The sequence below is a fragment of the Sphingomonas carotinifaciens genome, from assembly GCF_009789535.1.
In the GTDB taxonomy this organism is placed as follows: Bacteria; Pseudomonadota; Alphaproteobacteria; order Sphingomonadales; family Sphingomonadaceae; genus Sphingomonas; species Sphingomonas carotinifaciens.
Genome location: NZ_WSUT01000005.1, coordinates 1,542,042 through 1,568,548, shown reverse-complemented (window position 1 = coordinate 1,568,548; position 26,507 = coordinate 1,542,042). Strand labels below are relative to the sequence as shown.

At 63.7% G+C, this 26,507-nt stretch carries 26 protein-coding genes and 2 pseudogenes; 10 read left to right on the top strand and 18 right to left on the bottom strand.

All coding sequences use genetic code 11. The features are described 5' to 3' along the window. Positions 1-96 precede the first annotated feature (96 nt). Positions 97-1,032, top strand: a complete 936-nt coding sequence (locus GQR91_RS09450; RefSeq protein WP_149681934.1) for a LysR family transcriptional regulator — start codon at positions 97-99, stop codon at positions 1,030-1,032. Here the strand turns inward: GQR91_RS09450 and pcaD are convergent. The 7 genes from pcaD to GQR91_RS09415 are packed head-to-tail and all read right to left on the bottom strand — an operon-like array spanning position 979 to position 6,795. After that, the gene (gene pcaD / locus GQR91_RS09445; RefSeq protein WP_149681935.1) at positions 979-1,818 is read right to left on the bottom strand and encodes a 3-oxoadipate enol-lactonase; all 840 of its coding nucleotides are present in this window, start codon (positions 1,816-1,818) and stop codon (positions 979-981) included. The two genes, GQR91_RS09450 and pcaD, sit on opposite strands and share 54 nt — an antisense overlap. Then, positions 1,815-3,017, bottom strand: a complete 1,203-nt coding sequence (pcaF, locus tag GQR91_RS09440; protein WP_149681936.1) for a 3-oxoadipyl-CoA thiolase — start codon at positions 3,015-3,017, stop codon at positions 1,815-1,817. The genes pcaD and pcaF overlap by 4 nt, the downstream gene beginning before the upstream one ends. A gap of 2 nt (positions 3,018-3,019) precedes the next feature. Further along, complete coding sequence (locus GQR91_RS09435; RefSeq protein ID WP_149681937.1) at positions 3,020-3,685, bottom strand: 3-oxoacid CoA-transferase subunit B; 666 nt, start codon at positions 3,683-3,685, stop codon at positions 3,020-3,022. Next, positions 3,682-4,389: a CoA transferase subunit A gene (locus tag GQR91_RS09430; RefSeq protein ID WP_149681938.1), complete on the bottom strand. Its 708-nt coding sequence runs from the start codon at positions 4,387-4,389 to the stop codon at positions 3,682-3,684. The genes GQR91_RS09435 and GQR91_RS09430 overlap by 4 nt, the downstream gene beginning before the upstream one ends. A gap of 15 nt (positions 4,390-4,404) precedes the next feature. Continuing rightward, positions 4,405-5,295 carry a dioxygenase family protein gene (locus GQR91_RS09425; RefSeq protein ID WP_149681939.1) on the bottom strand — a complete coding sequence of 297 codons (891 nt, stop codon included), beginning with the start codon at positions 5,293-5,295 and terminating at the stop codon, positions 4,405-4,407. A gap of 45 nt (positions 5,296-5,340) precedes the next feature. Then, complete coding sequence (gene catC / locus GQR91_RS09420) at positions 5,341-5,628, bottom strand: muconolactone Delta-isomerase (RefSeq protein ID WP_149681940.1); 288 nt, start codon at positions 5,626-5,628, stop codon at positions 5,341-5,343. A gap of 3 nt (positions 5,629-5,631) precedes the next feature. Beyond that, complete coding sequence (locus tag GQR91_RS09415) at positions 5,632-6,795, bottom strand: muconate/chloromuconate family cycloisomerase (protein ID WP_149681941.1); 1,164 nt, start codon at positions 6,793-6,795, stop codon at positions 5,632-5,634. Positions 6,796-7,189: 394 nt separating this feature from the next. Here GQR91_RS09415 and GQR91_RS09410 point away from each other — a divergent pair, with 394 nt between their 5' ends. Then, positions 7,190-8,140, top strand: coding sequence for a xanthine dehydrogenase family protein molybdopterin-binding subunit (locus GQR91_RS09410; RefSeq protein ID WP_487247664.1), 951 nt, complete (start codon positions 7,190-7,192; stop codon positions 8,138-8,140). A 43-nt stretch (positions 8,141-8,183) separates the two neighbouring features. On the opposite strand, the gene GQR91_RS09405 is transcribed toward GQR91_RS09410, so the two are convergent. The 3 genes from GQR91_RS09405 to GQR91_RS09395 all read right to left on the bottom strand — a co-directional run bounded on the left by GQR91_RS09405 (position 8,184) and on the right by GQR91_RS09395 (position 10,322). Then, positions 8,184-8,831, bottom strand: coding sequence for a TMEM175 family protein (locus GQR91_RS09405; RefSeq protein WP_149681943.1), 648 nt, complete (start codon positions 8,829-8,831; stop codon positions 8,184-8,186). A 6-nt stretch (positions 8,832-8,837) separates the two neighbouring features. Further along, complete coding sequence (locus tag GQR91_RS09400) at positions 8,838-9,668, bottom strand: aldo/keto reductase (protein WP_174236610.1); 831 nt, start codon at positions 9,666-9,668, stop codon at positions 8,838-8,840. Between the two features lie 75 nt (positions 9,669-9,743). Beyond that, on the bottom strand, positions 9,744-10,322 hold the full coding sequence (locus GQR91_RS09395; protein ID WP_235903948.1) for a TetR/AcrR family transcriptional regulator: 579 nt from the start codon (positions 10,320-10,322) through the stop codon (positions 9,744-9,746). A 138-nt stretch (positions 10,323-10,460) separates the two neighbouring features. Between GQR91_RS09395 and GQR91_RS09390 the strand changes: the two genes are divergently transcribed. Together GQR91_RS09390 and GQR91_RS09385 are read left to right on the top strand one after the other, a co-directional pair. Beyond that, the gene (locus GQR91_RS09390) at positions 10,461-11,450 is read left to right on the top strand and encodes a zinc-dependent alcohol dehydrogenase family protein (RefSeq protein ID WP_149681945.1); all 990 of its coding nucleotides are present in this window, start codon (positions 10,461-10,463) and stop codon (positions 11,448-11,450) included. 100 nt (positions 11,451-11,550) lie between these two features. Continuing rightward, positions 11,551-12,660, top strand: a complete 1,110-nt coding sequence (locus tag GQR91_RS09385; protein ID WP_149681946.1) for an S-(hydroxymethyl)glutathione dehydrogenase/class III alcohol dehydrogenase — start codon at positions 11,551-11,553, stop codon at positions 12,658-12,660. A gap of 480 nt (positions 12,661-13,140) precedes the next feature. Here the strand turns inward: GQR91_RS09385 and GQR91_RS09380 are convergent, their stop codons facing one another. The 5 genes from GQR91_RS09380 to GQR91_RS09360 form a co-directional block, all read right to left on the bottom strand. Next, positions 13,141-13,434, bottom strand: coding sequence for a putative quinol monooxygenase (locus GQR91_RS09380; RefSeq protein ID WP_009823882.1), 294 nt, complete (start codon positions 13,432-13,434; stop codon positions 13,141-13,143). A 111-nt stretch (positions 13,435-13,545) separates the two neighbouring features. After that, the gene (locus tag GQR91_RS09375; RefSeq protein ID WP_149681947.1) at positions 13,546-14,286 is read right to left on the bottom strand and encodes an SDR family oxidoreductase; all 741 of its coding nucleotides are present in this window, start codon (positions 14,284-14,286) and stop codon (positions 13,546-13,548) included. Positions 14,287-14,303: 17 nt separating this feature from the next. Further along, positions 14,304-14,483, bottom strand: a complete 180-nt coding sequence (locus tag GQR91_RS09370) for a hypothetical protein (protein WP_149681948.1) — start codon at positions 14,481-14,483, stop codon at positions 14,304-14,306. A gap of 10 nt (positions 14,484-14,493) precedes the next feature. Then, positions 14,494-14,790: a putative quinol monooxygenase gene (locus tag GQR91_RS09365; protein WP_037528217.1), complete on the bottom strand. Its 297-nt coding sequence runs from the start codon at positions 14,788-14,790 to the stop codon at positions 14,494-14,496. Between the two features lie 71 nt (positions 14,791-14,861). Next, positions 14,862-15,656 (bottom strand): type 1 glutamine amidotransferase domain-containing protein, encoded by a 795-nt coding sequence (locus GQR91_RS09360; RefSeq protein WP_149681949.1) that lies wholly within the window; start codon positions 15,654-15,656, stop codon positions 14,862-14,864. A 113-nt stretch (positions 15,657-15,769) separates the two neighbouring features. Between GQR91_RS09360 and GQR91_RS09355 the strand changes: the two genes are divergently transcribed. Next, positions 15,770-16,705 carry a LysR family transcriptional regulator gene (locus tag GQR91_RS09355; protein WP_043061434.1) on the top strand — a complete coding sequence of 312 codons (936 nt, stop codon included), beginning with the start codon at positions 15,770-15,772 and terminating at the stop codon, positions 16,703-16,705. 84 nt (positions 16,706-16,789) lie between these two features. After that, positions 16,790-17,806, top strand: a complete 1,017-nt coding sequence (locus GQR91_RS09350) for a zinc-binding alcohol dehydrogenase family protein (RefSeq protein ID WP_149681950.1) — start codon at positions 16,790-16,792, stop codon at positions 17,804-17,806. Between the two features lie 208 nt (positions 17,807-18,014). On the opposite strand, the gene GQR91_RS09345 is transcribed toward GQR91_RS09350, so the two are convergent. Further along, positions 18,015-18,923, bottom strand: coding sequence for a LysR family transcriptional regulator (locus GQR91_RS09345; protein ID WP_149681951.1), 909 nt, complete (start codon positions 18,921-18,923; stop codon positions 18,015-18,017). 91 nt (positions 18,924-19,014) lie between these two features. Here GQR91_RS09345 and GQR91_RS09340 point away from each other — a divergent pair, with 91 nt between their 5' ends. The 3 genes and pseudogenes from GQR91_RS09340 to GQR91_RS09325 form a co-directional block, all read left to right on the top strand. Then, complete coding sequence (locus GQR91_RS09340) at positions 19,015-19,854, top strand: DODA-type extradiol aromatic ring-opening family dioxygenase (protein WP_235903950.1); 840 nt, start codon at positions 19,015-19,017, stop codon at positions 19,852-19,854. Between the two features lie 29 nt (positions 19,855-19,883). Further along, positions 19,884-20,738: an SDR family oxidoreductase gene (locus tag GQR91_RS09335; protein WP_149681952.1), complete on the top strand. Its 855-nt coding sequence runs from the start codon at positions 19,884-19,886 to the stop codon at positions 20,736-20,738. 624 nt (positions 20,739-21,362) lie between these two features. After that, positions 21,363-21,645 (top strand): annotated as a pseudogene (locus GQR91_RS09325) (IS3 family transposase); the annotation flags it as partial. A gap of 86 nt (positions 21,646-21,731) precedes the next feature. Here GQR91_RS09325 and GQR91_RS09320 read toward each other — a convergent pair. Both GQR91_RS09320 and GQR91_RS09315 read right to left on the bottom strand, forming a co-directional pair. Beyond that, the gene (locus GQR91_RS09320) at positions 21,732-23,258 is read right to left on the bottom strand and encodes an alginate export family protein (protein WP_149681953.1); all 1,527 of its coding nucleotides are present in this window, start codon (positions 23,256-23,258) and stop codon (positions 21,732-21,734) included. A 102-nt stretch (positions 23,259-23,360) separates the two neighbouring features. Continuing rightward, positions 23,361-24,532 (bottom strand): IS3 family transposase gene (locus tag GQR91_RS09315; RefSeq protein WP_149681954.1). Its coding sequence is split into 2 segments (ribosomal slippage): positions 23,361-24,268 and positions 24,268-24,532, totalling 1,173 coding nucleotides; the frame shifts between segments, so codons are not numbered across the junction. A 69-nt stretch (positions 24,533-24,601) separates the two neighbouring features. On the opposite strand from GQR91_RS09315, the pseudogene GQR91_RS09310 reads away from it, so the two are divergent. After that, positions 24,602-26,400, top strand: a pseudogene (locus tag GQR91_RS09310) (xanthine dehydrogenase family protein molybdopterin-binding subunit); the annotation flags it as partial. Positions 26,401-26,507 lie beyond the last annotated feature (107 nt).

Here is a 26,507-nt window from a genome sequence, read left to right as displayed (position 1 = left end):
AGTGTCCCACGCCGCCATGTCGATCAAATACAATATGGGCACGTGTTGATGCCAAAACGGTATTGCTTGTACGCTCGTCTCGGGCTCTGATGGGGCATGAGCCGCCAGACACTCCCTTCCGATCCGCCAACCGCCGCGTCACCCGGTATTGACGTCCGTCGGTTGCGTTATTTCCTCGCTGTCGCGGAGGAACTCCATTTCGGCCGCGCTGCGGAACGCCTCCACATCGCCCAGCCGGCGTTGAGCCGACAGATCGCCAATCTCGAAGCAGGGATCGGGGCGCTTTTATTCGACCGGACGCGGAGCACTATCGGGCTGACCGCGGCGGGCGAGGCGCTGCTTCCCCGCGCGCGGGACATCATCGTCCGTGTCGCCGACGCAGCGCGGGTGGCGAAACGCGCATCGGAGGGAACGATCGGGGTGATTCAGGTCGGTTTCGTCGGCTCGGCCACCTTCTCGATCCTGCCCGGCGTGTTCAATCGTTACCGGGCGGCTCACCCGGACGTCGAACTCGTCCTGCACGCGATGAACACCGCAGAATTGCGCGTCGCGCTCATCGAGCGTTCGATCGACGTAGCGTTCGCACGGCCCGGCATCCAGGATCCTGAAATCGTCAGCGAGGTAGTTCAGCGCGAGCCGCTAATCGTAGCCCTACCCGAGGTGGATGATCTAGCGCAGCAGAACCACGTGGCACTCGCCGACCTCGCCCTGCGCCCCTTCGTCCTCTATCCACGCCAACCCCGGCCAAGCTTCGCCGATCATGTCCTCGGGCTATGCCGGCGGGAAGGGTTCGTGCCGACGATCGCGCAGGAGACGCTGGAAATTCAAACCGCGCTTTCGCTGGTATCCGTCGGTGCCGGCGTCGCCATAGTGCCCGAGTCAGCGTCCGAGGCGCAACTTACCGGTGTCGCCTATCGTCCGTTTCTCGGCGACGTTCCGCAGACGCAATTGAGTCTGGCCTACCGGCGCGATAATCGCTCACCGGTCGTAAGCGGATTCTGCGCTCTCGCGCGCGACCGGCGGGCGCGATGAAGATCGCGCGAGGAAGTCGAGTACGAGCGACGCGAAGCGATCCGGCTGCTCGATGTTCGACAGGTGGGCGGCATCGAGCATCTCGAGCGTGGCGCCGGGTATCGCGCTCGCAAGCGCCTGGGCATGATCGGGCGGCGTCGCCGGATCGGCGCTGCCGCCGATGACCAGCGTCGGCACGCCGATCAGCGCCGCGGCGCGTCGCATATCCATATCGCGGATCGCCGCGCAACAGCCGGCATAACCGGTCGGGTCAGTCGAGCGCAGCATCTTCACGATCGGCTCGATCGTATCCGGATGGCGCATCGCGAAGCCCGGCGTGAACCATCGTGCGATCGAAGCCTCCGCCAGCGGGGCCATACCCTCGGCGAGCACCGCAGCGATCCGGGCATCCCATGCCGATGGCGGCCCCATATAGCCCGAAGTATTGGCGAGCACGAGCCGATCGAGCCGGTCGCTTTCACGTATCCCGAGCCATTGGCCGACCATGCCGCCCAGAGAGAGTCCACAGAAATGGAACCGGTCGATCCCGAGCGACGCGGTTAGTTCGACAACGTCACGGCCCAAGCGGTCGATACCATATGCACCGGCAGAAGCCTGCGATCGTCCATGACCGCGGGTATCGTAGCGCAGCACACGATAGGTTTGGGCAAAGGCGTCGATCTGCGGTGCCCACATGCCGAGGTCGGTGCCGAGTGAGTTTCCGAGCACGAGTACCGGCGCGTGTGCGGCCCCGTCGAAGCGATACGCGATGGTGCAGCCATCTCCGAGGGTCACCGTGTCCGTCATGCCCGCTCCAGCACGAGGCCGATGCCCTGTCCCACGCCGATGCACATGAACACGAGCGCGTAGCGCCCATCGATCCGATGCAGTTCTTCGACCGCCGTCATCGCGATACGGGCACCCGACATGCCGAGCGGATGGCCAAGCGCGATGGCGCCCCCGTTCGGATTGACGCGAGGATCGTCTACGTCGACGTCCAGATCGCGCAAAACTGCGATTGCCTGCGCAGCGAACGCCTCGTTGAGTTCGATCACGTCCATGTCAGCCATTGAGAGGCCGGTGCGGGCGAGGAGCTTGCGAGCCGCCTCGATCGGACCCGCGCCCATGATCCGTGGAGCGATGCCGGACGATGCCATGGCAACGATGCGGGCTCGGGGTATGAGTCCATGGCGCTGCGCCGCATCGGCAGAGCCGACGACCAGCGCCGCAGCGCCGTCGTTGAGACCGGATGCGTTCCCGGCCGTCACGGTCCCATTCAGGGTTACCACCGGCTTCAGCGCCGCAAGTCCTTCGGCGGTCGTGTCCCGTGGATGCTCGTCGACGGCGAACACTACCGCATCGCCACCTCGCCGTGGCAGCGTCACGGGTACGATCTCGACATTGAAACGGCCGTTATTACGCGCAGTGGCTGCCTTCATCTGACTCGACAGGGCAAAGCGGTCCTGTTGCTCACGGGTGACGTTCCACTGCTCCGCGACCGCCTCGGCGGTCTGCGGCATGGTGTCCACACCCCATGCCGAGCGCATCGCCGGATTGACGAAGCGCCAGCCCATCGTCGTATCCTCAATCGCCTGTCCGCGATCGAAAGGCTTGGCGGCCTTGCCCAAGACATAGGGCGCACGGGTCATGCTCTCGACGCCTCCCGCGATAAGGAGGTCGGCATCTCCCGAGCGTATCGCCTGCGCCGCCTGACCAACGGCGTTCAGGCCCGAGCCGCACAGGCGATTGATCGTCGCTCCTGGCACAGTTTCGGGCAGTCCCGCCAGGAGCACGGCCATGCGGGCGACGTTGCGATTGTCCTCGCCGGCCTGGTTCGCACAGCCGAGGATAACGTCGTCGACCTCCGACCAGTCGACCGATGGATTGCGTTCCACCAGCGCCCGTAGCGGGATCGCGGCGAGATCGTCGGCGCGAACCCCCGCGAGACTACCGTTCAGCCGGCCGATCGGGGTGCGAATGGCATCGCAGATGAAGGCGTCCGACATCGTCAGGCAGCCTCAGCCACGGCGTTCTCGATGCGCGCACCTGTGCTCGCGCGCAACTCATCGGCCGTCACACCGGGCGCGGTCTCGAGAAGGCGCAAGCCCGGCTTGTCGCACGCCAGTACGCCCAGGTTGGTAATGATGAGGTCGACGCACGCCTTCCCGGTCAGCGGGAGTGAGCAATCGGAAAGGATCTTGAATTCGCCGTCCTTGCTCGTGTGCTCCATGACCACGACGACGCGCTTGACGCCGGCGACCAGGTCCATCGCGCCGCCCATTCCCTTCACCATCTTCCCCGGAACGGTCCAGTTGGCGATGTCGCCGGAGGCGCTCACCTCCATGGCGCCGAGGACCGTGAGATCGATGTGCCCACCGCGGATCATCGCGAAGCTGTCCGCTGAAGAGAAGAAGGAGGAGGTCGGCAGCTCCGTGATCGTCTGCTTGCCCGCGTTGATGAGATCGGGATCCGCCTCTCCTTCGTAAGGGAACGGCCCCATGCCGAGCATGCCGTTCTCGGACTGGAGCACGACGTCCATGCCGTTCGGAATGTGGTTCGCCACGAGCGTGGGGATGCCGATGCCGAGGTTAACGTAGTAGCCATCGCGCAGCTCCTGCGCCGCGCGCCGGGCCATCTCGTCGCGGGTCCAGCCCCGCCTGTGATCGACAGTCATTCGTGCTCCCTCGCGCGCGTCGTGAGCTTTTCGATGCGCTTTTCATTGATCGTGCTGCGTACGATCCGGTCGACGTAGATGCCTGGCGTGTGGATGCAGTCGGCGTCGAGGTCGCCGGGCGCGACGATCTCCTCAACCTCGGCGACGGTTACTTTCCCGGCGGTCGCCATCACCGGATTGAAGTTGCGGGCCGTCTTGCGAAACATGAGATTGCCTGATGGGTCCGCACGCCATGCCTTCACGATCGCGAGATCGGCCCGCAGCCAGGTCTCGCGGATATATTCCTCGCCGTCGAAGACCTCGACCGGCTTGTCCTTCGCGACCACCGTTCCCGCGCCGGTCTTAGTGTAAAAGGCAGGTATACCGGCACCACCGGCGCGGATGCGCTCGGCGAGCGTCCCTTGTGGCGTCAATTCAAGCTGCAGTTCGCCAGAGAGGTATTGTTGTTCGAATAGCTTGTTGTCCCCGACGTAGCTGGAGACCATCTTCGCGATCTGCCGGCTTTCGAGCAGCATCCAGAGTCCGAAACCATCGGCACCGGCATTGTTCGAGACGACAGTCAGGTCACGGACGCCGCTTTCGCGAATCTCGGGAATCAGGCTCTCGGGATTACCCGAGAGACCGAACCCGCCCGACATGATGGTCATCCCGTCGAACAGCAATCCGTCCAGCGCCGTCGCGGGCGTGTCGTACACCTTGTTCACCCATGGCGCTCCGGATCAGGCGGCAGCGCGCGAGCGGGCCGAGAAGACCTCGTCATCGCTCGACGCCGACCGCTGCAACTCGAAGTCGAAAGCGACATAGGCGCTGTCGCCCTGACGCTGGGGAACCGGGAGCAGGCCCTCGCGCGTCGCGAACGCGAAGTCGTCTTTCGCGAAGGGATCGTCGCCGAAGTTGATCTGCGTGGTGAGCGCGCGATAGCCCGGCGCCTCAACGAAGAAGTGGACGTGCGCCGGTCGATTGCCGTGGCGGCCGATCGCCTTCAGCAACGTCTCGGTGGAGCCGCCAGGCGGGACCGAATAGCCGTTGGGCATCTTCGAGTGGAACGAGTAGCGGCCGTCGCTACCGATCTTGATGCGGCGACGATTGTTGAACGGCGTCTGCGCGCCCGTCGGATCGAAGTGCGAGTAGAACCCCTGCGAATTGGCGTGCCATACGTGCAGGATCGCCCCGTCCGGACTCTCGCCCTCCGGACCCTTGATCTGGCCGGTCATGTAGAGCGTGCCGGTCTCGTCGGGATCGTCGCTGAGGTCGACGTCGCCCTCGACCAGCGGCGCGCCCTCAACATAGAGCGGTCCCTCGATCGTGCGCGGCGTACCGCCGCTCTGACCAGCCTCCTTGTCCTTGGCGTCCATGTAAAGGTCCATGAAATGCTCGAGGCCGAGGCCGGGCACGATCAGGCCGAACTCGCGCGCGCCGTCCTGAAAGAACTTGATCGACGACCAAAACTCGCTTTCGGTCACGTCGTATTTGACGATCGTCGCCATCAAGCTTTCCACTAGGTCGCGCGTGATCGCCTTCAGCCGATCATCGCCACCCTCGACAGTCTTCCCGCTGGCGCGGTCCAGCAGAGCCTGTACCTCCGGCGTTTTCACGAAACCCTGGATCATCGTCCTCTCCTTGTCGTTCGTTTGGTTAGGTTTGTCGTCTGCGGATCAGCGGTCGTCGTGGATCGAGGAGGGGTGTCGGCACAGCGCCGTGACGCGCACCTCCATGTAAGGGAATAGCGGCAACGTGCTCAGCAGGTCGTGCAGTTCACCGTTCGACGCGACGTCGAAGATGCTAACGTTGCTGTAGCGCCCGGCGACCCGCCACAGGTGCCGCCACACGCCGGCGTGCTGCAACTCCTGGGCGCGTGCTTTCTCCTTCGCCTTCAGCGCGTCGATGGCGGTGGGATCGGCGTCGTTGGGGATGTTCACATCCATGGTGACGTGGAAGAGCATCGCTCAGCCCACCGCCTGGAGAGCAACGGGCACCGTCGTCCGCGTAGGCCGATCGCGACGCAGCGCCGCCACCGCGCGTTCGCTCGGTTCCACCCCGAGACCCGGCCCAGTGGGCAGCACCAGGTAACCACCCTCATACCGCAGCGGCTCTTCCAGGAGTTCCTCGGTCAGGAGAAGCGGACCGAAGAGTTCGGTCCCGAAATCGAGGCTGGGGAAGCCGGCGAAGAGCTGCGCCGAGGCGATCGTGCCGATGCCACCCTCCAGCATCGTCCCACCGTAAAGGGAGATGCCCGCCGCCTCGGCGATCCCGGCCAGCTTCCTTGCCGCGAACAGGCCGCCGGCCTGCGCGATCTTGATCGCGAAGACGTCCGCCGAACGGTTGGAGGCCATGGCGTAGCCGCTCTCAGGTCCGCACAGCGCCTCGTCGGCCATCACGGCGACGAGGCCGCGCGCGGTTAACCTTGCCATGCCGGCACTCTGCGCCGCCGGGATCGGCTGCTCGACGAGATCCACACCCGCGTCGGCGAGCATCGGGAGCGCCCGCATCGCAGTCGTCTCGCTCCAGGCTTGGTTGACGTCCACCCTGACGCTTGCCCGATCGCCAAGCGCACGCTTAATCGCGGCGACGTGCGCTACATCCTCTTCGAGAGGCCGCTTGCCGATCTTGAGCTTGAACGCATGATGCCGATCCCGCGCGAGCATGTCCTCGGCCTCGGCGATATCGCGTTCTGTGTTGCCGCTCGCCAGGGTCCAGAGCACCGGTAGCCGATCGTGCAGTCGACCGCCGAGCAGCTCGCTCACCGGAACTTCGAGCCGCTTACCCTGCGCGTCGAGCAGTGCCGTCTCGACGGCATTCTTCGCGAAGTGGTTCGCGACAATGAGGCGGCGCAGCATCTCCATTGCCGCGGCCGGTCGCGCATCGCTTCCGGTCAGGACGGGCGCGATGTAGCGGTCAATCGTGAGCTTGATACTCTCGGGACTTTCGGCGCCGTAGCTGAGCCCACCGATCGTGGTGCCTTCGCCATAGCCGATCACCCCGTCCGAGCACATTAGGCGGACCAGAACTATCGTCTGAGACTGCATGGTGGCGACCGACAGTACGTGTGGTCTGATCGTCGGGACATCGAGAATGATCGTCTCGATGGCGTCGATGATTGCGCCTGGCATCAGATAGTCCCTCTCCTCGTTGAGCAGAGGCTAGATGCTCACGATCATCAAGAAAAATGCCGTTTTGCTCCCTCACGATACCTTTTTGGCATTACCCAAAAGCCGCGTTATTGATTTTGTTGGAATGCCTCCGCGCCCGATGTTCTGTCGGGCTGAGCGGCTGCCTATGACGTGCCGCATCGCAAAACCTCACCGGAGCCGCGCGAGCGAGACGCCTTTTGCGGGTGCGACGATCCTCTTCGGAGGCTCGGCCGTACCGGGGGAACGCCAAGGGCAACTGCCCTTTCGTTCCCGAACGACAATCAGGCCCCCCGTGTAATTCGCCAAGCGCGGCACCCGACGCCCTTGCAGGGCATCGGCCGCGCTAGGGCGGCTCGCCCGCGCCAGAGGCCAGATTCTCGCCCTCCCTCCCCATCCCGTTCCTCGCCGGAAAGGCAGAGCCGGTTGCTGTTCGCGACCGGCTTTCAGCCTCAAAGGAAAGGAAAACATCATGGGACGGATCATCGACATCGGCACCGGCAGCTACACGGTGATGACCTTGGTCGCCGCAGAGACGCTCGGCCTGCCGCCGGAGCAGATCACCGCCAAGCTGGGCGATTCAGACCTGCCGACCACCCCGGTCGAAGGTGGATCGTGGGGGGCGGCATCGACCGGTGCGGCAGTGCAGCTCGCATGCCAGGAGGTCGGCAAGAAGCTCCTGAAGGTGGCCAGCAAGATCGCCGGTGAACCGCTGAGCGGAGCGAAGATAGACGACGTGCTGTTTGAGGACGGCTGCATGGTTCTGAAGGACACGCCGACCGTCCGGGTGCCGTTCGGAGATGCGATGCGTGCCGCTGACCTGACGGCCATCGAAGAGGAAGCAACCGCTGCGCCCGGGTTCGGCGACATGTGGAAGGGTCTGCACAAGTCCAAGAACATCCACAGCGCCATCTTCGCGGAAGTAAAGGTCGACGAGGAATTGGGCGTGGTGCGCGTCACTCGCATCGTCGATGCGGTGGCCGCCGGCCGCATCATCAACCCGAAAACCGCGCGCAGCCAGATCCTCGGCGGCGTGGTGATGGGCATGGGCATGGCGCTCCACGAGGAGACCTTCTCCGACCACCGGTTAGGTCGCTGGATGAACCACAACTTCGGCGAATACCATGTGCCCGTGCACGCCGACATCCACGATATCGAAGTGATCTTCGTCGATGAACCCGATTCCGAAGTGACCCCGCGCGGGGTCAAAGGCCTTGGCGAGATCGGCATCGTCGGCACCGCTGCCGCGATTGCTAACGCGATCTATCACGCGACCGGTAAGCGGGTGCGGTCCCTGTCGATCACGATCGATAAGATCCTAGATTGATTAGCCGATGTGAGCATCCGCCTTGCCGGGTCTATAGCCAGTCTCAGCCATTCTCTGGTTCTTGGCCTGGCTTGTAGCTGGGCTTTGCTGGCGGAATGATATAGCTCAACGTAACGATCCCCGCGACGATCAGTCCAGCACGCCAATTCCAGATTGCCAGGGCAAAGGCTGCCCAATAGGCTCCGGCGGTGACGGCGAATTTGAGGGTTGTTCGCCTGAGGTAGGCGTCTGTCAGGCGCTGGTCTGGAAGCCCCCTCGCGGTTGCATAGACCCAACGCACGAACCACCACGTCGCCGGCGCCGCTGCCACGCCCAGATAGGCCAAAACGGCGGTCTTGCTTTCCGCGTCACCACCGAGATGCTCGATGAGCGGCCGCGCAGGAAACGGCGTGATGCTGACAGCGGCAAGAAAGCCGATGCTGAGCAGATTGTAGCCATGATCGGCTTTTTGCAGAAGCTTGCCGGTGAAGTGGCTGGAAGCCCAGTAAAGACCGATCAGCATCACGCTAAGGGCGTAGGCGGCATATTCCGGTGCCAGCTTTAGGTATGCCGCTGCCAGGTCGCCGTCAGTCGGCTCTGGTGCGTGTAGTTCGGTCACCGGGAGGGTGATGGCAATTGCCAGCACCGCGTCCATGAATGCCTCAAGGCGGTCCGATGTGCGTTCGGTTGCTTTGAAAGACGATGTCGCCATCTGACGCTACAGCATTTCGAGTGGGCGACGGCCCGCTGGCCGGGGAAATGCCGCATCGAGTGTCGCAAGGTCGGCGTCGGAGAGGACGATATCTGCGGCAGCGCGGTTTTCCCGCACATGTGCAATCGAACTCGCTTTCGGGATGGCGATAAGGCCATCGTGGCGCAACGTCCAGGCAAGTGCGACCTGCGCAGGGGTTCCGCCAACCTGGGCCGCTACTTTGTCGAGGGCGGGATGGCTTGTGAGGCGTCCCTGCTCGACGGGACTATACGCCATCACTGGCACTTTGTGCTGTGCGAGCCACGGCAACAGGTCCAACTCAGGGCCTCGACGGACGAGATTGTATAGGATCTGATCGGTCACGCAGCCATCCCCGCCGGCAGCGACAAGCTCGTCCATATCGTCGGTATCGAGGTTGCTGACACCCCAATGCCGAATCTTTCCTGCCGATTTCAGCGCCTCCATTGCCTCTATCGTCTCAGCGAGCGGCACCGATCCACGCCAGTGGAGCAGGTAGAGGTCGAGCCGATCGGTGCCGAGCCGCTTCAGGCTCGCCTCGCACGCACCGGCAAGGCGGGAGCGCGATGCGTTCTGTGGATACGCCTTGCTGACGAGGAACAACTGGTCGCGATGATCGCCGAGCGCTTCGCAGATCAGCGTTTCCGCCGCGCCATCGCCGTACATTTCAGCGGTATCGATGAGCGTCATGCCCAGCTCGACACCGGCGCGTAGCGCGGCGATCTCATCGGATCGCCGCTCAGCATGTTCACCCATCTTCCAGGTGCCTTGACCCATTGAAGGAACCACTTCCCCGCCGGGCAATGTCACGTGTTTCATGTACTTTCGTCCGATGAGATGAGTTCGACTGTTCGGTCGCGGGAGGCGGATTGGCAGATGACCACCATGTAACGATCATATCGCGGCCGGCCATCGATCGAGTGCCATTTTGGCGATGGAGAGCAGTTCGTTGATCGTAGCGCCGTCGCGCGCCTGAACGGACATGCCTTGCATGACCGTATTGATGAATTTGCCTAGCACGGCCGGATCGGTGTTGGCCCCAAGCTCGCCCTGCACGGCGCCTCGTTGCAGACGCTCGATCAGGAGGGCCTCCGCCGCGATACGCTTGTCGCGCAGCAGGCATTCGATGGCGGCGGACGCCGGCGAAACGGCTACCGCTGCCGAATACATGAAGCAGCCGGCCGGCGTTCCAGGTTCCGAGAATGATGACGCCGCTCGTTCCAGCAAGCCTTTGACGGCCTCGTAGGTGGACAACGCCGGATCGTTGATGGGTGCATAGAGGTGGACGCTGAACGTCGCGGCGTAGCGCTCGATTACCGCCGCAAACAGCCCCGCCTTGTTGTCAAACGCTGCATAGAGACTGGCGGCGGCGACGCCAGTCTCCGCCACCAGATCGGCCATCGATGTCGCCTCGTAGCCGCGCTGCCAGAACAGCCGCACCGCCTTGTCGAGCGCAGCGTCAGTGTCGAACACACGAGGGCGACCTGCGCGGCGCCGGGCTTTCGTCTCTGTCATCTCTGGTACACGATATGGAACGATCGATAAATAATATCTTGAAACTGGTGCTCCGCTCCCTTACAGAACGATCATTCAATAATCAAGGATTTTCCAATGAGCCGCATCGTCCGTATCCACGAATATGGCGACGCCAGCGTCCTCAGGATTGAAGATGTGGCAGTCCCCGCGCCCGCGGCTGACGAAGTGCAGATCGCGGTGAAGGCAATAGGCATAAACCGCGCCGAGGTGATGTTCCGCAACCATGCCTACCTTCAGGAAGCCGAGTTCCCGAGCCGCCTTGGCTATGAGGCTGCCGGCACTGTCGTTACAGTCGGAGCGGACGTGACCGGGTTTGCGGAAGGCGAAGCCGTCAGCGTCATCCCCCCGCTCGATATCGCGCGCTGGGGCACTTATGGCGAGGTCGCCAACGTGCCCGCCCGCCTCGTCGTCAAGCATCCGGCGGCGCTGACGTTCGAGGAAGCGGCGGCCGTGTGGATGCAGTATGTCACCGCTTGGGGTGCGCTGGTGGAGCAGGCGAAACTCGGCGAGGGCGATTTCGTCATCGTCACTGCTGCCTCCAGCAGCGTCGGCCTTGCAGCCTTCCAGATTGCGCGGATGGTCGGCGCGACGGTAATCGCGACGACGCGTACCGGCGCCAAGCGCCAGGCCCTGATCGATGCCGGTGCACATCATGTCGTCGCGACCGGGGAAGAGGATCTGGTAGCGAGGGTGATGGAGATAACCGATGGTCAGGGTGCGCGCGTGGTGCTCGATCCGGTCGGAGGCCCGTCGTTCGCGCCGCTGACCGAGAGCATGGCACGCGGAGGCATCCTGCTCGAATATGGCGCGCTCAGCGGCGAACCGACGCCGTTCCCGTTGTTCTCCGTGCTGGGCAAGAGCCTCACGCTCAAGGGGTATCTCTACAGCGAGATCGTCTCGGACGATGCCGCCCTCGATCGCGCTAAGGCGTTCATCGTGGCGGGTCTGGAATCGGGCGCGCTCAAGCCGCGGATCGCGCGCACTTTCCCGCTCGACGCCATCCAAGACGCTCACCGCTTCCTCGAATCGAACGACCAGATCGGCAAGGTCGTCGTTACGGTCTGACCGGCATACCGGGGGAGTGAGCGATCGCTCCCCCGCGAATTTGCGCTGACGCAACGGCCTCGCACCAGCAATCGGTTTAACTCAACGAGGGTATCCCAACATGAAATCTCGCGCCGCTGTAGCCTTCGAGGCGGGCAAGCCACTCGAAATCGTCGAGATCGATGTCGCCCCACCCCGGAAAGGCGAAGTCCTCATACGGGTGACGCACACCGGTGTGTGCCACACCGACGCGTACACGCTGGCGGGGAGTGATCCGGAGGGTGTTTTCCCGGTGGTTCTGGGCCACGAGGGCGCGGGCATCGTTGTCGAGGTCGGTGAAGGCGTCACCAGCGTCGGACCGGGCGATCACGTGATTCCGCTCTACACCGCCGAATGCGGCAAGTGCGACTTCTGCCTGTCGGGCAAGACCAACCTGTGCGTCGCTGTCCGCGAAACGCAGGGCAAGGGCTTGATGCCCGATGGGACCACCCGCTTTTCGTACAATGGTCGGCCCCTCTATCATTACATAGGCTGTTCGACCTTCAGTGAATATACTGTCGTCGCCGAAGTCTCGCTCGCCAAGATCAATCCCGAGGCAAACCCCGAACATGTCTGCCTGCTCGGCTGCGGCGTCACGACCGGCATCGGCGCAGTCCACAATACCGCCAAGGTCCAGCCTGGAGACTCGGTCGCCGTGTTCGGCCTGGGCGGCATCGGCCTCGCGGCGATTCAGGGTGCGCGCCAGGCGAAGGCGGGTCGCATCATCGCCATCGACACCAATCCATCCAAGTTCGAGCTGGCACGCCAGTTCGGTGCGACCGAGTGCATCAACCCCAAGGACCATGACAAGCCTATCCAGCAAGTGCTGATCGAGATGACGGGCTGGGGCATCGATCATACCTTCGAGTGCATCGGCAACGTCCACGTCATGCGCGCCGCGCTTGAATCAGCGCACCGTGGCTGGGGTCAGTCGATCGTGATTGGCGTTGCCGGCGCGGGCGAGGAAATCTCCACCCGCCCATTCCAGCTCGTCACGGGCCGCGTATGGAAGGGGTCCGCTTTCGGTGGCGTCAAGGGACGGACACAGCTCCCCGGCATGGTCGAGGATGCGATGAGAGGCGATATCGATCTGGCCCCATTTGTAACCCACACGATGGGTTTGGAGGAGATCAACGAGGCCTTCGAACTGATGCACGAAGGCAAGTCGATCCGCACGGTCATTCACTACTGACCCGCCGATCCGAAGCGGCGCGAGGCGCTCGGATCGACAACTCGGCCGTCATCATGGCCCGACCCCGGCCATGATGAAGCGCGCTCTGGCAAATGGGCAACGCGTCGCGATGCGTTCGATCAGGTGCATCTCGACCACACGTTGGAATGGGTCTAATCTGTAAGCGGGAGCCGGCGATGTGTCACCGCGATTGACGCGGGGTTTTCTGAATGATTGACCCAAAACAGCCGAATAACTCGCCAAATTGATGTGCCCAAGAATCTCCCGCTAACTAATGGTGCCGTCACGTCGCGACACCCAAACGGCGCCTTATCGTTAAATTCAGAGATGTGGTAAGTGCAAAAGACAAGGTCATCCACTATCGCGGATGACCTTCCATATTCATTTATTCATTTCCTGATACGACCGGGCCAACCATTCCGGATAGAAACACGAACCTTACCCTGCAGTCAAACGGCAGCTTAGGGTGCCGACGCTCCGCTATTTCGCGGCCAGCAGGGTGAACTTGTGAATTTGCGGCGGTTCAGAAAACAGTTCTTCTGCCTTGTCCATCAGTGCGGCTGCAACCTTGCCGTCGAGATGTGCCTGCCGATCCTCCTCTGTGTCGAACGTATCGAAGATCGCGTACGCACCGGGACCTTCCTCGATCGCATACCAGGTCAGAGTGCCCGGCTCAGCTTGAACGAGCGGCAATGCCGAGGTCAGGAAATCGGCGACGTCGCGCTCTTTTCCGGGCTTGGCCTTCAGTGGTACATACAGGGCAAGTTTGGGCATAGATGACTCCTCAAGTGAAACCGACAGTCATTATTCGGCAAAGTAACGGAAGAGCGGGCCGGTACGTTCCCCATGAGGCGGAGCAAGCGCGGCCCCGCCTCCTGGTCGAAATCAGAACTGCTGTGCGGTCGGCCGGATGACGATCGCGTTGATGTCGACGTCATCAGGCTGTTCGACAGCGAACGCGATAGCACGCGCCACCGACGCCGCCGGGATGGCCTGCTTGTAGAAGTCGAGAACCGTCTCGGCAGCCGTGCCCGACGTCGTGAACTTCAGGTCGCTTTCGACGGCTCCGGGCTCGATCGACGTGACACGGACCTTTTCGCCCACCTCCTGGCGAAGGCCCTCGCTGATCGCGCTGACGGCGAACTTGGTGCCGGAATAGACCGTGCCGCCCGGTGCGAAGACCTTGATGCCCGCAACTGAGCTCAAGTTGATGATGTGACCGCTGCCCTGCTCGAGAAAACCGGGAAGAGCCGCCGCGATGCCGTAGAGCGTACCCTTCAGATTGACGTCGATCATCTGGTCCCACTCGTCGGTGTTGACCTCGGCCATCGGACGGATCGGCATCAGCCCGGCGTTGTTGATCAGCACGTCGAGGCGGCCGAAGTCGGCGATGATTGCGGCCACGACGGACTGGACCGCCGACTTGTCGGTGACATCAAGCGCGTAGCTACGTGCCGTGCCGCCATTTGCGGCGATGTCCGCGACGACCTCGTCGAGCCTGTCCTTGCGCCGCGCGGCGATGGCCACCTTCGCGCCGCGTTCCGCCAGAAGCCGCGCGGTTTGCGCGCCGATACCGGTGCTGCCGCCGGTGATGAGAACAACCTTGCCTTCGATACCTTTGGTCATAACCGTATTCCTTCAAGTCAGGTGTTGATTTTTCGCCGGATCGCGGCTCCGCCCCAGCGGTAGCCGCCGCGTGGATTAACGAGGCCAATAAGGCCCAGGCGAAGCGCAGGTGCCAACAGGCCGATCATCCGCAGCTCCTCTACATAGAACGGTTGTGCCAGCAGCGCCGACCCCACCCATTCTTTAAGCTTGCCCATGGCAGCACCCTCAGGTCGCGGAGACGGGGTTGAGGACGAACGCGCCGCGCTCGGCCAGATCGCCGATCTGAGAGAGGTAGTTCTGGAAGTGGGGCGTCGCGCGGTGGGCGGCAACCGCATCCGCGTCCGCGTACAGCTCGTCGAGGACGAAGCGGTTCGGATCGCTCTGGTCCTGCCAGAGATCGTAGCGCAAATTGCCCGGCTCCGCACGGCTCGGCTTTAACATGGCGTCGAGCAGAGCGTGCAGGCGGTCGACGGTATCCGCACGGGCGGTGAGCACGGCGACGATCTTCACGTTGGCTGTCATGGCACCGTTCCTTGTGATGGTTATATGCGAAGAGGGGCGCATCCTGAGCGCCCCGCCCGTCATCCTGGTACTCACGCAGCGGCGCGATCGAGGGCTTCGATCAAAGCGTCGGCCATTGCCTGGTCCGACGCCGGATTTTGACCTGTGATCAGCTCCCGGTCCACGACGACATTCGAAGCGAAGTTCTTGTCAGTGACCGAGACTACGCCACCGGCCGAGCGCAGCGCCTTTTCCATGTCGAAGAAGAGCTCGCCCTTCAGCACTTGCTCCTCGGCGATCTTCTCCTCGCTCGCCGAGAAGACGGTCATGCGGTAGCCCGAGTAGATCCAGCCTCGCGCCAGGTCGGCCGCCCCGGCGTCATCGCCTTCCTCCAGCGCCTTGCGGAAGGCCGGAGCATCGTCGAGCGTAGCGACAACGGCTACCGGTCCGTGGCAGAGGAGCGCGGTCGGCTTGGCCGCCGTGTGGAAGTGACGGAGGATCGTGCCCGCGTCGTGGTCCTGCATCAGGTCGACGACGGGAGCGTGGCCGCCCGGCACGAACACTCCGACGAAGCCGTCCAGGCCGCCCTCGACGACAGAGCGCAAGCTGCGGACGTCGTTCATCGCTGGGTGGCTGGCAAAAAAGTCCTTGGCGCGCTGGAATGCCGTCTCATCGCCGCCAAAATGATCAACCGAAACGGAGACGGCGTCGATGTGCGGCTTGGCCCCATTGGGCGTGGCGAGAACGATATCATAGCCGGCGTCGAGCAGAGCCAGCGCGGGGACCGCCGTTTCGTTGAGATACTGACCGACCGTCGCGGTACCGCCGCCACGCAGACCGATCTGCGTCGCGTTCGATCCAAGAACGAGAACCTGTCCCTTGCTCATCTGAACCTCCATGTTCGCGGCGTCCGTCGCCGATGAAGGGGAAATGGGCGTTGTTGACATATTCCAGAAGTTTATCTTTTTGATTTCAGATATAACGCTAACAGGATGACTGCATGCGCTACGATCTGAACCTGCTGCCGATCTTCGTCGCGTTGATGGAGGAGCGCAGCGTCACGCGGGCCGCCGAGCGCATGGGCATGACACAGCCCGCCCTGTCTAACGCCCTATCGCGTCTACGACTGATGCTCCAGGACCAACTGTTCGTCCGCGAGCGCTACGGCATCCAGCCGACCCCGATCGCGCTTGAGCTCTCGCCGCTGATCGCCGAGGCACTCGCGCAGCTTGACGACGCGGTCCTCGGTCAGCAGGCCTTCGATCCCGCACAGGCCGAACGGCTCTTCACCATCGCGCCGAACGGCTATGTCGAGTTCGTCCTGGTCCCCGCTGTCGTGGCGCGCCTGGAGAAGGTCGCGCCCGGCATCAAGCTCCGCCTGACGCCCTACGGCAACGATCTTGTGGAAACAGGCGTCGTGTCGGGCACGACGGCGCTCGTGCTGGGCCGCATCGTCGATCCGCCCGACAACCTCGTCGTCCAGCACTTGATGGACGAAGGGCTCGCCTGCGCCGTCCGCGCCGACCATCCGGGCGTCGGCGATGCCATGACGCGCGAGCAGTTCGAGGCGATGAAGCACGTCAACATCGTGCCGCCCGGACGGATGCGCGCCGGGCTGTTCCAGGCGCTGGCGCAACAGCAGCTGAAGCGCGACGTCGCAATCTCCGTGACAAACTTCTTCGCGGTAGCCGAGATGGTGGCGGTGACCGACTATTGCGCCACCTTGCCCTCGCTCATCTGCAGGCGGCTGATGCACGACCCCCGGCTGAAGATCCTGCCGGCCCCGGTCGACCTTGGCAGCTTTCCCGTGGAAATGGCTTGGCACGTCCGCTATCGGCATGATCCCGCACACCGCTGGCTACGCGCTCTGATCGGCGCGGTCATCACCGACCTCACGGGGAAGACGGCAGCGGCAGCCACGCCGTCGCCAGCCTGAGGACGATGTCGAACCGCGACGTCGCTCGTGCGTATCCCGTAGGTGACAAAGTTCGCTATACAGCCCCTGACGATAGGATTTATCATGCGCGCAATCGGCTACCAGCAGCCCGGAACGATCGATCGCACGGAAGCTCTCGTCGATATCGAACTTCCCGATCCCAACGCTACAGGCCGTGATCTCCTCGTCGAGGTCAAGGCTGTCTCGGTAAACCCGGTTGACACGAAGGTGCGCGCTGGCTCGGGTTCGATCCACGGTGATTGGCGTGTCCTGGGTTGGGATGCCGCCGGTGTCGTTCGCGCTGTTGGCCCTGAAGTGCGCGGCTTCGAACCGGGCGACGAGGTGTTCTACGCGGGCAGCATCGGCCGCGAAGGCACCAACGCCGAGTTGCACCTGGTCGACGAGCGCATTGTCGGGAAGAAGCCGGCCAGCCTCGATTGGGCAGAGGCAGCGGCGTTGCCGCTGACGGCGATCACTGCGTGGGAGGCCCTCTTCGAGCGATTGTCCGTGCGTACTCCTGTAGCCGGTGCAGCACATGCGCTGTTGATCGTCGGGGGTGCCGGCGGGGTAGGCTCGATGGCAATCCAGCTTGCTCGCCAGGTACCCGAGCTGATCGTCATTGCGACAGCCTCGCGCCCTGAAACGCAGGCCTGGGTGGCCGAGCTCGGTGCGCACCATGTCATCGATCATCGCCAGCCGCTGGCTCGGCAAGTGGCGAATTTGGGCATTGGTGCGCCGGCTTTCGTCTTCTCGACCACGCACACCGACGAGCATATCGAGCAGATCGCCGAGCTGATCGCCCCGCAGGGACGTTTTGCGCTCATCGACGACCCCAAGACGCTCGATGTCGTACCGTTCAAACGCAAGTCGGTGTCGACCCACTGGGAGTTTATGTTCACCCGGTCCATGTTCGAGACTGCTGATATGGAAACGCAGGGTCAGATCCTGTCGGCCATCGCCAGCCTCGTGGACGCCGGCGAGGTGCGCACCACCCTCACCGAACGGTTCTCCCCCATCAACGCCGCGAACCTCAAGCGTGCGCACCAGGCGCTTGAGAGCACTACCGCACGCGGCAAGATCGTCATCGAGGGTTGGCAGTGATGCGGTTCACGCTCACCCGCAACGTCCGCCGTGCCCGCGGCCCCCGCTGCACCAACTGAAAGGGACCAAGCCTCGGCGTTATCGATGCCAGCCATGTGCGGTGCTTTCGCTGGGTCACTGATATCTACAATCATAAAAGACCGTGATGTTTTGAGATAGCAGACGCGGTGCTCGGGTGAAAACTCGGGACGTCTGCTAGCTCGGCCTCTCACCAATCGGTGCCAAGAGCGGGGAGTGCTTCGGCTAAGAAGTCAATCCACGCCCGCGTCTTGGCGGCGGGGCGCCGCGTCGGGTGTGTGATGGCATATGCCGCTCCCAGCATCATAGGCGGCTCGTCCAGCTCAAGCTCGCTCAATTGGCCGGCGCGAAGCGCCTCTGCCGCAATAAAGCGTGGCCCATAGACCAGCCCTTGGCCCGCGATGGCAGCGCGAACCAAGGCCTCGCCATTGTCGGAACACATCGATCCTGAGATCGGCACCTTGATCGTCCCGTCTTTGCCGAACGCCCACGATGTCGTTCCTGCAAGCGACGCGTTGGTGTGGCCCAGACAATCGTGATCGCCGAGATCGGCCAGGCGGGTTGGCGTTCCCCGCCTCGCCAAATAAGAGGGGGCGGCACACAACACGACGCGCATCGCCACGAGCTTGCGGGCAACAAGCGCACTGTTGGCGAGGCGCCCGATCCGTACGGCGACATCCCAACGTTCTTCCAGCAGGTCGACGTAACGATCGTTGAAGCCCAGTTCGATCGTCACCTCGGGATGACGTGCGGAGAAAGCAGGGATGAGTGAGGCAAGGTGCAGAACGCCGAAGGTGGCCGGCGCACTGACGCGCAGCAGCCCCTGCGCGGTGATCGACCGCGACGATGCCTCCGCCTCGGCTTCGCCGATCTCCATCAGAATACGTTCGGCTTTCTCGAAATAGTCAGCGCCCGCCTCGGTGAGCGAAAGTCGACGGGTCGACCGCTGCACCAGCGTGGTGCCAAGCCGCGCTTCAAGAGCATCCAGGTGCTTGGCCGCCATCGCAGGCGACATGTGCAGATCGCGTGCGGCAGCAGAGATGCCACCGAGCCTGATCGCCCGCACGAACACGTCTATACCCGTCAACCGATCCGCCATGACTTCCTACCCGTGGTTGAAGCTGATTCTTCTACGCGAGCGATTATCATTGCGCGATATCGAGCACATATTCCGGTCGACAGATCGAACGATGATCCAGGCCGCCTCCTCGGCGCCTGCACCGGAGTGTATGACCATGAGCGTCCAGCCCACCTACTTCATCCCGCATGGCGGCGGCCCCTGCTTCTTCATGGACGATCCACGCGGCGTGTGGAGCGGTATGGAAGCGTTCCTGCGCAGCCTGCCGGATGCGCTCGCCGAAAAGCCCAAGGCCATCCACGTCGTCTCGGGACACTGGGAGACGGACGGCTTCGCCTTCACCGGCGCCGAACGGCCCGAGCTGATCTACGACTATTACAACTTCCCGCCCCATACCTATCAGCTGCGCTACGACGTGCCGGGCGCACCCGCGCTCGCCGCCCGTGCCGCGGCCCTGCTCAAGGATGCGGGTATCGCTTCCTCTGTCGACGCAAAGAGGGGCTTGGATCACGGCGTGTTCGTCCCCCTCAAGGTGGCTTTTCCGGATGCGGACATTCCGCTGATCGAGATGTCCGTCGAGCGCGGGCTGGACCCGGCCCTCCATGTTGCTGCGGGCCGCGCCCTCGCGCCACTGCGTGAGGAGGGCGTGCTGATCCTCGGCTCGGGCATGAGCTTCCACAACATGCGTGCCTATGGCGACCCGCGCTCGACACCGGGATCGCAGACGTTCGACCAGTGGCTGGCCGAAAGCATGGAGCTGGACGGCCCGCAGCGGGCCGAGCGTCTGGCGCACTGGGCGGATGCGCCCTCGGCGCGGTTCGCTCATCCCCCGGCCAAGGAGGAGCATCTGCTGCCCCTGATGGTCGCGGCCGGCGCGGCCGAAGGCGAAGGCGCCCGGGTCTATGCCGAGGAAGTGCTGTCGACCGCCATCTCGGGTTTCCGTTTCAACTGATCTCACCGCGTCACTGAAGGAGAATTGTCATGACCATCGGCGTCACCGGCGCGACCGGCCAGCTTGGCCGCCTCGTCATCGAAAGCCTGAAGCGCGAGTCGACCGACGAGCCGATCGTGGCGCTGGTGCGCTCGCCCGAAAAGGCCAGCGACCTAGGTGTCGAGGCACGCGCGTTCGATTACGCGAAGCCTGAGACGCTCGCTCCGGCACTAACCGGGATCGACACGTTGCTCCTGATCTCGTCGAGCGAAGTCGGGCAGCGCGAGCCGCAGCACCGCAACGTCATCGAAGCCGCCACGAAGGCAGGCATCAAGCGTATCGTCTACACCAGCCTGCTGCACGCCGACCGCTCGCCGATCAGCCTGGGCGAGGAGCACCGTGCGACCGAAGCGCTGCTGGCGTCCTCCGGTATTCCGACGACCCTCCTGCGCAATGGCTGGTACACCGAGAACTACACCGGCTCGATTCCCGCAGCCCTGGAGAATGACGCGCTTGTCGGCAGCGCTGGCGAGGGACGTCTGTCGCTCGCGACCCGCGCCGATTATGCCCAAGCCGCAGCCATCGTGCTGACCAGCGATGGCCATGAGGGCAAGACCTATGAGCTGGCCGGTGACGACGCGGTGACGCTCGCCGACCTTGCCGCCGAGATCTCGCGCCAGACGGGTCGCGACATCCCGTACCGTGATCTGCCGCAGGCAGATTACGCCGCGATCGTGAAGCAGGTCGGCCTGCCCGACGGCTTCGCCGAAGGGCTTGCCGCGTGGGACGTCGATGCCTCGAAGGGCGCGTTGTTCGATGACGGCCATCAGCTCTCGAAGCTGATCGGGCGTCCGACGACACCGCTGGCCGATGCCGTGCGGGCGCAACTCACCGCGCAGGGCTGACTTTACGAACAAACCCGACCGGCGAAGGTTATCCCTGGAAGGTAGCTCAGAACATCGACCTTTCCAGCAAGACGGCGCTCGTGACCGGTTCGACCGCCGGGATCGGCTTTGCGCTCGCTAAGATATTGGCGGCAGCCGGGTCAATCGTCGTCTTGAATGGGCGCGCCGAGAGTCGTACCTAAGAGGCTGTCGCCAACCTCAAGCGCGAGGTCGTGCATGTTGATGTACGCAGTGTGGCCGGTAACGTCGGGACCAGCGGTCGACATCCTGGTCAGCAATGCCGGCATCTTCGGCACTCAGGCCTTTTCGATATCCCCGATGAGGAATGGGAATGCTTGTGCCGATCCATCCTACTTTGTCCGAACTGATCCCGACCGTGCTGCTCGGCCTCCAGCCGGTCGGTAAACACGCATGAGCACTTTTGGCACGCGCGAGCACCAGATGTTTCCGGTCCTCGAGTCGGGGCAACTCGAAATCGCGTCCCGGTTCGCGAGCGGCCCCGCGCAGAAATTCGCTTCCGGCGCGGTGGTTTTCGATATCGGCGAGCTGGGAGCGCCGGCGTGGCTGGTGCTCGCCGGGTCGATCGATGTCGTGCGACGCGACGGCTTGAGCCACGAGGCGGTCACTAGCATGGAGTGGGCTGGCTTCATCCGGGCTCACAATCTTGAGCACTTGATGAGCCGACGCGGCAACTGTCATGACAATGCCGTCGCCGAGAGCTTTTTCTCCTTGCTCAAGCGTGAGCGCATCCGGCGCTGCACCAATAAAACCCGTGAGGAAGCCCGGCAGGACGCGTTCGAATACGTCGAGATGTTCTATCAACCCTGTACGCAAGCGGGTCAGGAACGGGATGCTGTCGCCCGTCGCGTTCGAACGGCAGCAGGTTTCAAAGGCGGAAGGCGTCTAGAAAACTAGGGGCTACTCAGGCTGAAGCTTGGTATTCACATCGGAGCATTCGGACTCGGCGTTGACAGACCTTGGATCGATCCGTTTTCAAAAACGGAAGGTCGTCCATACTCCGGTAAACAGCGAGTCCGCATAGCCGGCGCGCGTCAATACATTTCCCGCGCGGAGATATTCTGCCCGAAGCGTGAACGACAGATTCGGCGTGGCAGACCAGACGGCATTTAGTCGGCCCAACTGTGCGACGTCGTGGCCGGCCACGTTCTGCGTGCCCGCATAGGCGTTGCCGACTCCGCTGTAGACCGCATCGTGTTCGTCGTTGCGCCACACGAATGCGAGCTCGGTGAGGACGCGCACGCCCTTCAACGGCGTAAAGCTGACGGTCGGCGCGACGTCCAGATAGTTGGTCGGGCCGACAAAGATGCCGTAGCTGAAATAGGGGGCTGTCCCGAACAACTGGCTGGCATTGTGCAGCGTGCCCGTCCCGAACGCACCGCCCCCCGAGCTAATGTCGGCCCGCCAGCCGATCCGCGTGGCGGTCGGGGTCGGCTTGCCAAGCGCGAAGGTCTGCGCGGCGAAAATTTGATAGGCCGATACGGCACGTCCGTCATAGGTGCCGGACTGATGGTTGGCGCTCACGTCGACATTGATGGGTCCGATATCGCCCCACAGCCGCACCCCCCAGAACCGGCGTTCCTCGCGCGCCACAGTGGCGCCCCAGCGCTGGTTGCGGTTGCGCAGATAATAGAAGAACGGATCGAGATAGAGTTTCGAACTGCCGAACGCATTCGTGGGGACGACGACGCTGCCGGTGACGCCCGAGAAGCGCCGGCTCTTGTCGGTCGGATCGTCAAACGCGTCGAGCCCGAGCCGGGTATAGTGCAGGTCGAACACGCCGATGCGCGCCCGCCTGCCCGTCGCATAGGCGCGCACGCCATCGAAGGTGATGCGGATGTTGGGGTTTTCCTGGATGCTGACCAGCTGGATCGGGCCGTCCTGGAAGTCCTGCCGGCCGACGCGGATGCCGGCGTTCATGCCGCCGACATTTCCCTTCACTTCGGCGAAGAGTTGCTGGACGAGCAGGTCGTTGCGCTGGACGGGCGTGACCGCACCAAAATAGCCGCCTTCCTGCACGCCGCTCGCAAGCTCGCCATAGGCGCGGAAGTTCTTGCCGATGTGCAGGTCGGCACCAACGACGTTGCGCAGCAGGATCGCGTTAGTATCGCGCCCGGCACGCAGGCCCGGACTCGTGATGGTATCGTGGCGCAGACGTTGCTCGTCGCTGAGTGTCAGATAGATGTCGCCACCCTCGTCGAACGGGATGAACTTGAGCGCATCGAAAGGGCCCGTGCGTTTCGACCGGTCGCGCAGGAATGACCAGTCCTCTGCCCAGCGTGCCAGGTGGAATCGTGGTCCGGCCTTGGCGCCATAGCCCAAGGCTGCTTCGGGATAGCTGCCAGCGGGTGCGGCACCGGGGGCTGGAACGATCCCCTGCTGATCGACCGGGGCAGCGGGCGAGACCGGAAGCTGTTGGACGGGCGTGGGCTGGGTCTGCCCCAAGGCGATTCCCGGCATCGTCATGGCCGCGATTGCAACCCCTTTCGGCAGGCGCTTCATCGTCGTCTCCAACTGAACGTGCGGTCGTTTCCGGTCTTTGCGCCGGCCGCCTCTTCGCAAGCGCGAGGTGAGCAGCCCCCACTGGGTGGTCCGGTTCAATAGTTAGTGCATCGTCGTCTCCGCCGCCATTGCCGGTCGGAGGTGGAGCGAAGCGGAACCGGAGGCCGGCAATGGCGGTGTCGCCGCTTCCGGGGCTGGTGGCCGGTAGCCGAGGCTGCTGTGCGGACGGACAGTGTTATAGTGGCGCCGCCAGGCCTCGATCAGCACTTTGGCCTCGGCAAGGCTGTAGAAGATCTCGCCGTTGAGCAACTCGTCACGAAGCGAGCCGTTGAAGCTCTCGTTGTAGCCATTCTCCCACGGCGAGCCAGGCGTGATGTAGAGCGTCTTCACCCCGATCTGCTCCAGCCATTTCTGGACGGCGGTGGCGATGAATTCGCTGCCGTTATCCGACCTGATATGCGCAGGCGGTCCCCGATCGATGAACAGCTCGGCCAGGGCCGCCAGCACATCTTCGTGGCGGAGCTGGCGCGCGACCACCAGCGCCAGGCACTCGCGGCTGGCCTCGTCGATGATCGTGAGGATGCGGAACTTGCGTCCGTCGTGCGTCCTCGCCTCTACAAAGTCGTACGCCCAGACATGCCCCGGATACTCCGGTCGCAGCCGAATACACGAGCCATCGTTCAACCACAGCCGACCGCGTTTCGGCTGCCGCTGGGGCACCTTCAGCCCCTCGCGTCGCCAGATCCGCTCCACCCGTTTGTGGTTCACCGACCAGCCGGCCGCATGCAGCAGTGCGGTTACCCGGCGATAGCCGTAGCGCCCGTACTGCTTGGCCAGCGCGACGATGTCGTCCGTCAGCGCCTCCTCGTCATCTGCCCCACACGGCACTTTGCGCTGCGTCGACCGATGCTGGCCAAGCACGCGGCACACCCGTCGCTCGGACACATCCAGCACCTCCCGCACATGGTCGATGCACCGCCGGCGCCGTGCGGGGCTTAGAAGTTTCCCCGCGCCGCCTCCTGCAGGATCAGCTTGTCCAACGTCAGGTCCGAGATCGCGCGGCGCAGCCGAAGGTTCTCCTTCTCCAGGTCCTTCATCCGTCGCGCCTGATCCGTCTTCAGACCACCATACTCCTTGCGCCAACGGTAGTAGGTCTGCTCGCTGACTGCGATGCGCCGGCATGCCTCGGCAGTCGTGCCGCCCTGGCCCAGCATGATCTCAACCTCACGCAGCTTGCCGATGATCTCTTCGGGCTTGTGCTTCTTGGCAGGCATTCGTCGTCCCTTCCTCGATCCAGACTGTCATAGTCGATGGACCACTCAGAAGGGGGCAGCTCAACGCTCGCGGCTGCAAAAGCGAATGGCATCGAGCAGGGGCTGTTCATGGGGCAGCCGTTGCTGAAGGAGGTCGGCGACGCCGAGAAGGCGTTCGCCGCGGCCCCGCACAAAGTCGACCGCGTCTACCGCACGCCGCGCCACAACCACAATCCGATCGAGCCTCACGCCGCCACCATTGCCTGGGTCGGCGATGAGCTGGTAATCCACGACGCCAGCCAGATGGTGACGCAACAGGCGCAAACGATGGCGGACACGTTCGGCCTTGCGACCGAAAAGGTGCGACTCACCTCGCCCTACGTGGGCGGTGGTTTCGGCAGCAAGGGATTATGGGACCATCAGGTCATCGGCGCCGCGGCCGCGAAGCTTTCTGGCCGTCCGGTTCGGATCGCATTGTCGCGCGAGGGCGTCTATCGCGTGGTCGGCGGCCGGACGCTGACCGAGCAGCGCGTGGCCATCGGCGCCGACGCGGACGGGCGGTTCATGGCGCTGATCCATACCGGCCTTTCGGTGATGACGCCGCACAACAGCATGCCCGAGCCGTTCATCCTCGGCACCCAGGCCGCCTATGCCGCGCCCAACATCCTGCTGAAGGTAGAGGTGGCGCGAATGAACATGCTCGCCAACACCTTCATGCGCGCGCCCGGCGAGGCCGTCGGCACCTTCGCGCTCGAATCTGCAATCGATGAACTGGCGGTGGAACTGGGGATCGACCCCGTGGAGCTGCGCCTGCGCAACGAACCTGAGAAGGATCCCACCTCCGGTCTGCCCTTCTCCTCGCGCCACATCGCCCAGGCATGGCGCGACGGGGCTGAACGCTTCGGCTGGCACGCGCGGCCTCCGCGCGGCACGCGGCGTGACGGTGAATGGCGCATCGGCGTCGGCTGCGCGACCGGCACCTACCCCTATTATCGCATGCCCGGCGCGGAGGCGCGCATCACGCTGACCCGCGACGGCGCCGAGGTGAAGGCGCTGGTCGAGGTCGCGGCAGCCGAAATGGGGATGGGCACGTCCACAACCACCGCGATCGTTGCGGCCGAACGGTTGGGCCTGCCGATGGACCAAGTCGAAGTGGGCTATGGCGACAGCGCCATCCCCGGTGCGATCATGGCCGGAGGCTCGCAGCAGACCGCCGCGATCGGCGCCGCGGTAATCGCCGCTCACGGCGCGCTGGTCGGCGATCTTATCAAGCTGGCCGGCAACGATTCCCCGCTCGCTGGCTTGTCGTCGGAAGAGGTTGGCTGTCTCGATGGTGGTCTTGCCAGCCTCACCGATCCGGGCCGCCACGAGAGCTATGCCTCGATCCTCGGCCGGTCGCAGCGGGACAGCATATCGGCGACCAAGGCGGGGTCGGCCCCTCTCGAACTGATGCATTGGTCGATGCACTCGCACAGCGCGCTGTTCTGCGAAGTGCGCGTCAACGCCGTCACCGGCGAGACGCGCGTCAGCCGGTTCCTGGGCTCGTTCGATTGCGGCCGCATCCTCAACCCGAAGACAGCCCGCAGCCAGTTCCGCGGTGGCATCATCATGGGACTGGGCATGGCGCTGATGGAGGAGACACAGTTCGACGAACGCAACGGTCGGATCATGAATCCCAGCCTTGCCGAATATCACTTGCCGGTTCATCTCGACGTGCCGAAATCGACGTGATCTGGACCGACATTCCCGATCCCCATGCCCCGATGGGCGCACACGGAATCGGCGAGATCGGCATAACCGGCGTCGCCGCAGCGGTTGCCAACGCGATCTATGATGCCACCAACACCCGTGTTCGCGATCTGCCAATAACCCTCGATAAGGTAACTTGAGAGGCGGGGCCGGCGCTGACTCCACGCGATCGCTAGCATGAGTCATTGGCTCGTTCGAAGGGCGAAGCGTCGGCTCACTGGCAAGAGTGACCCGATTGTGTTGAAGA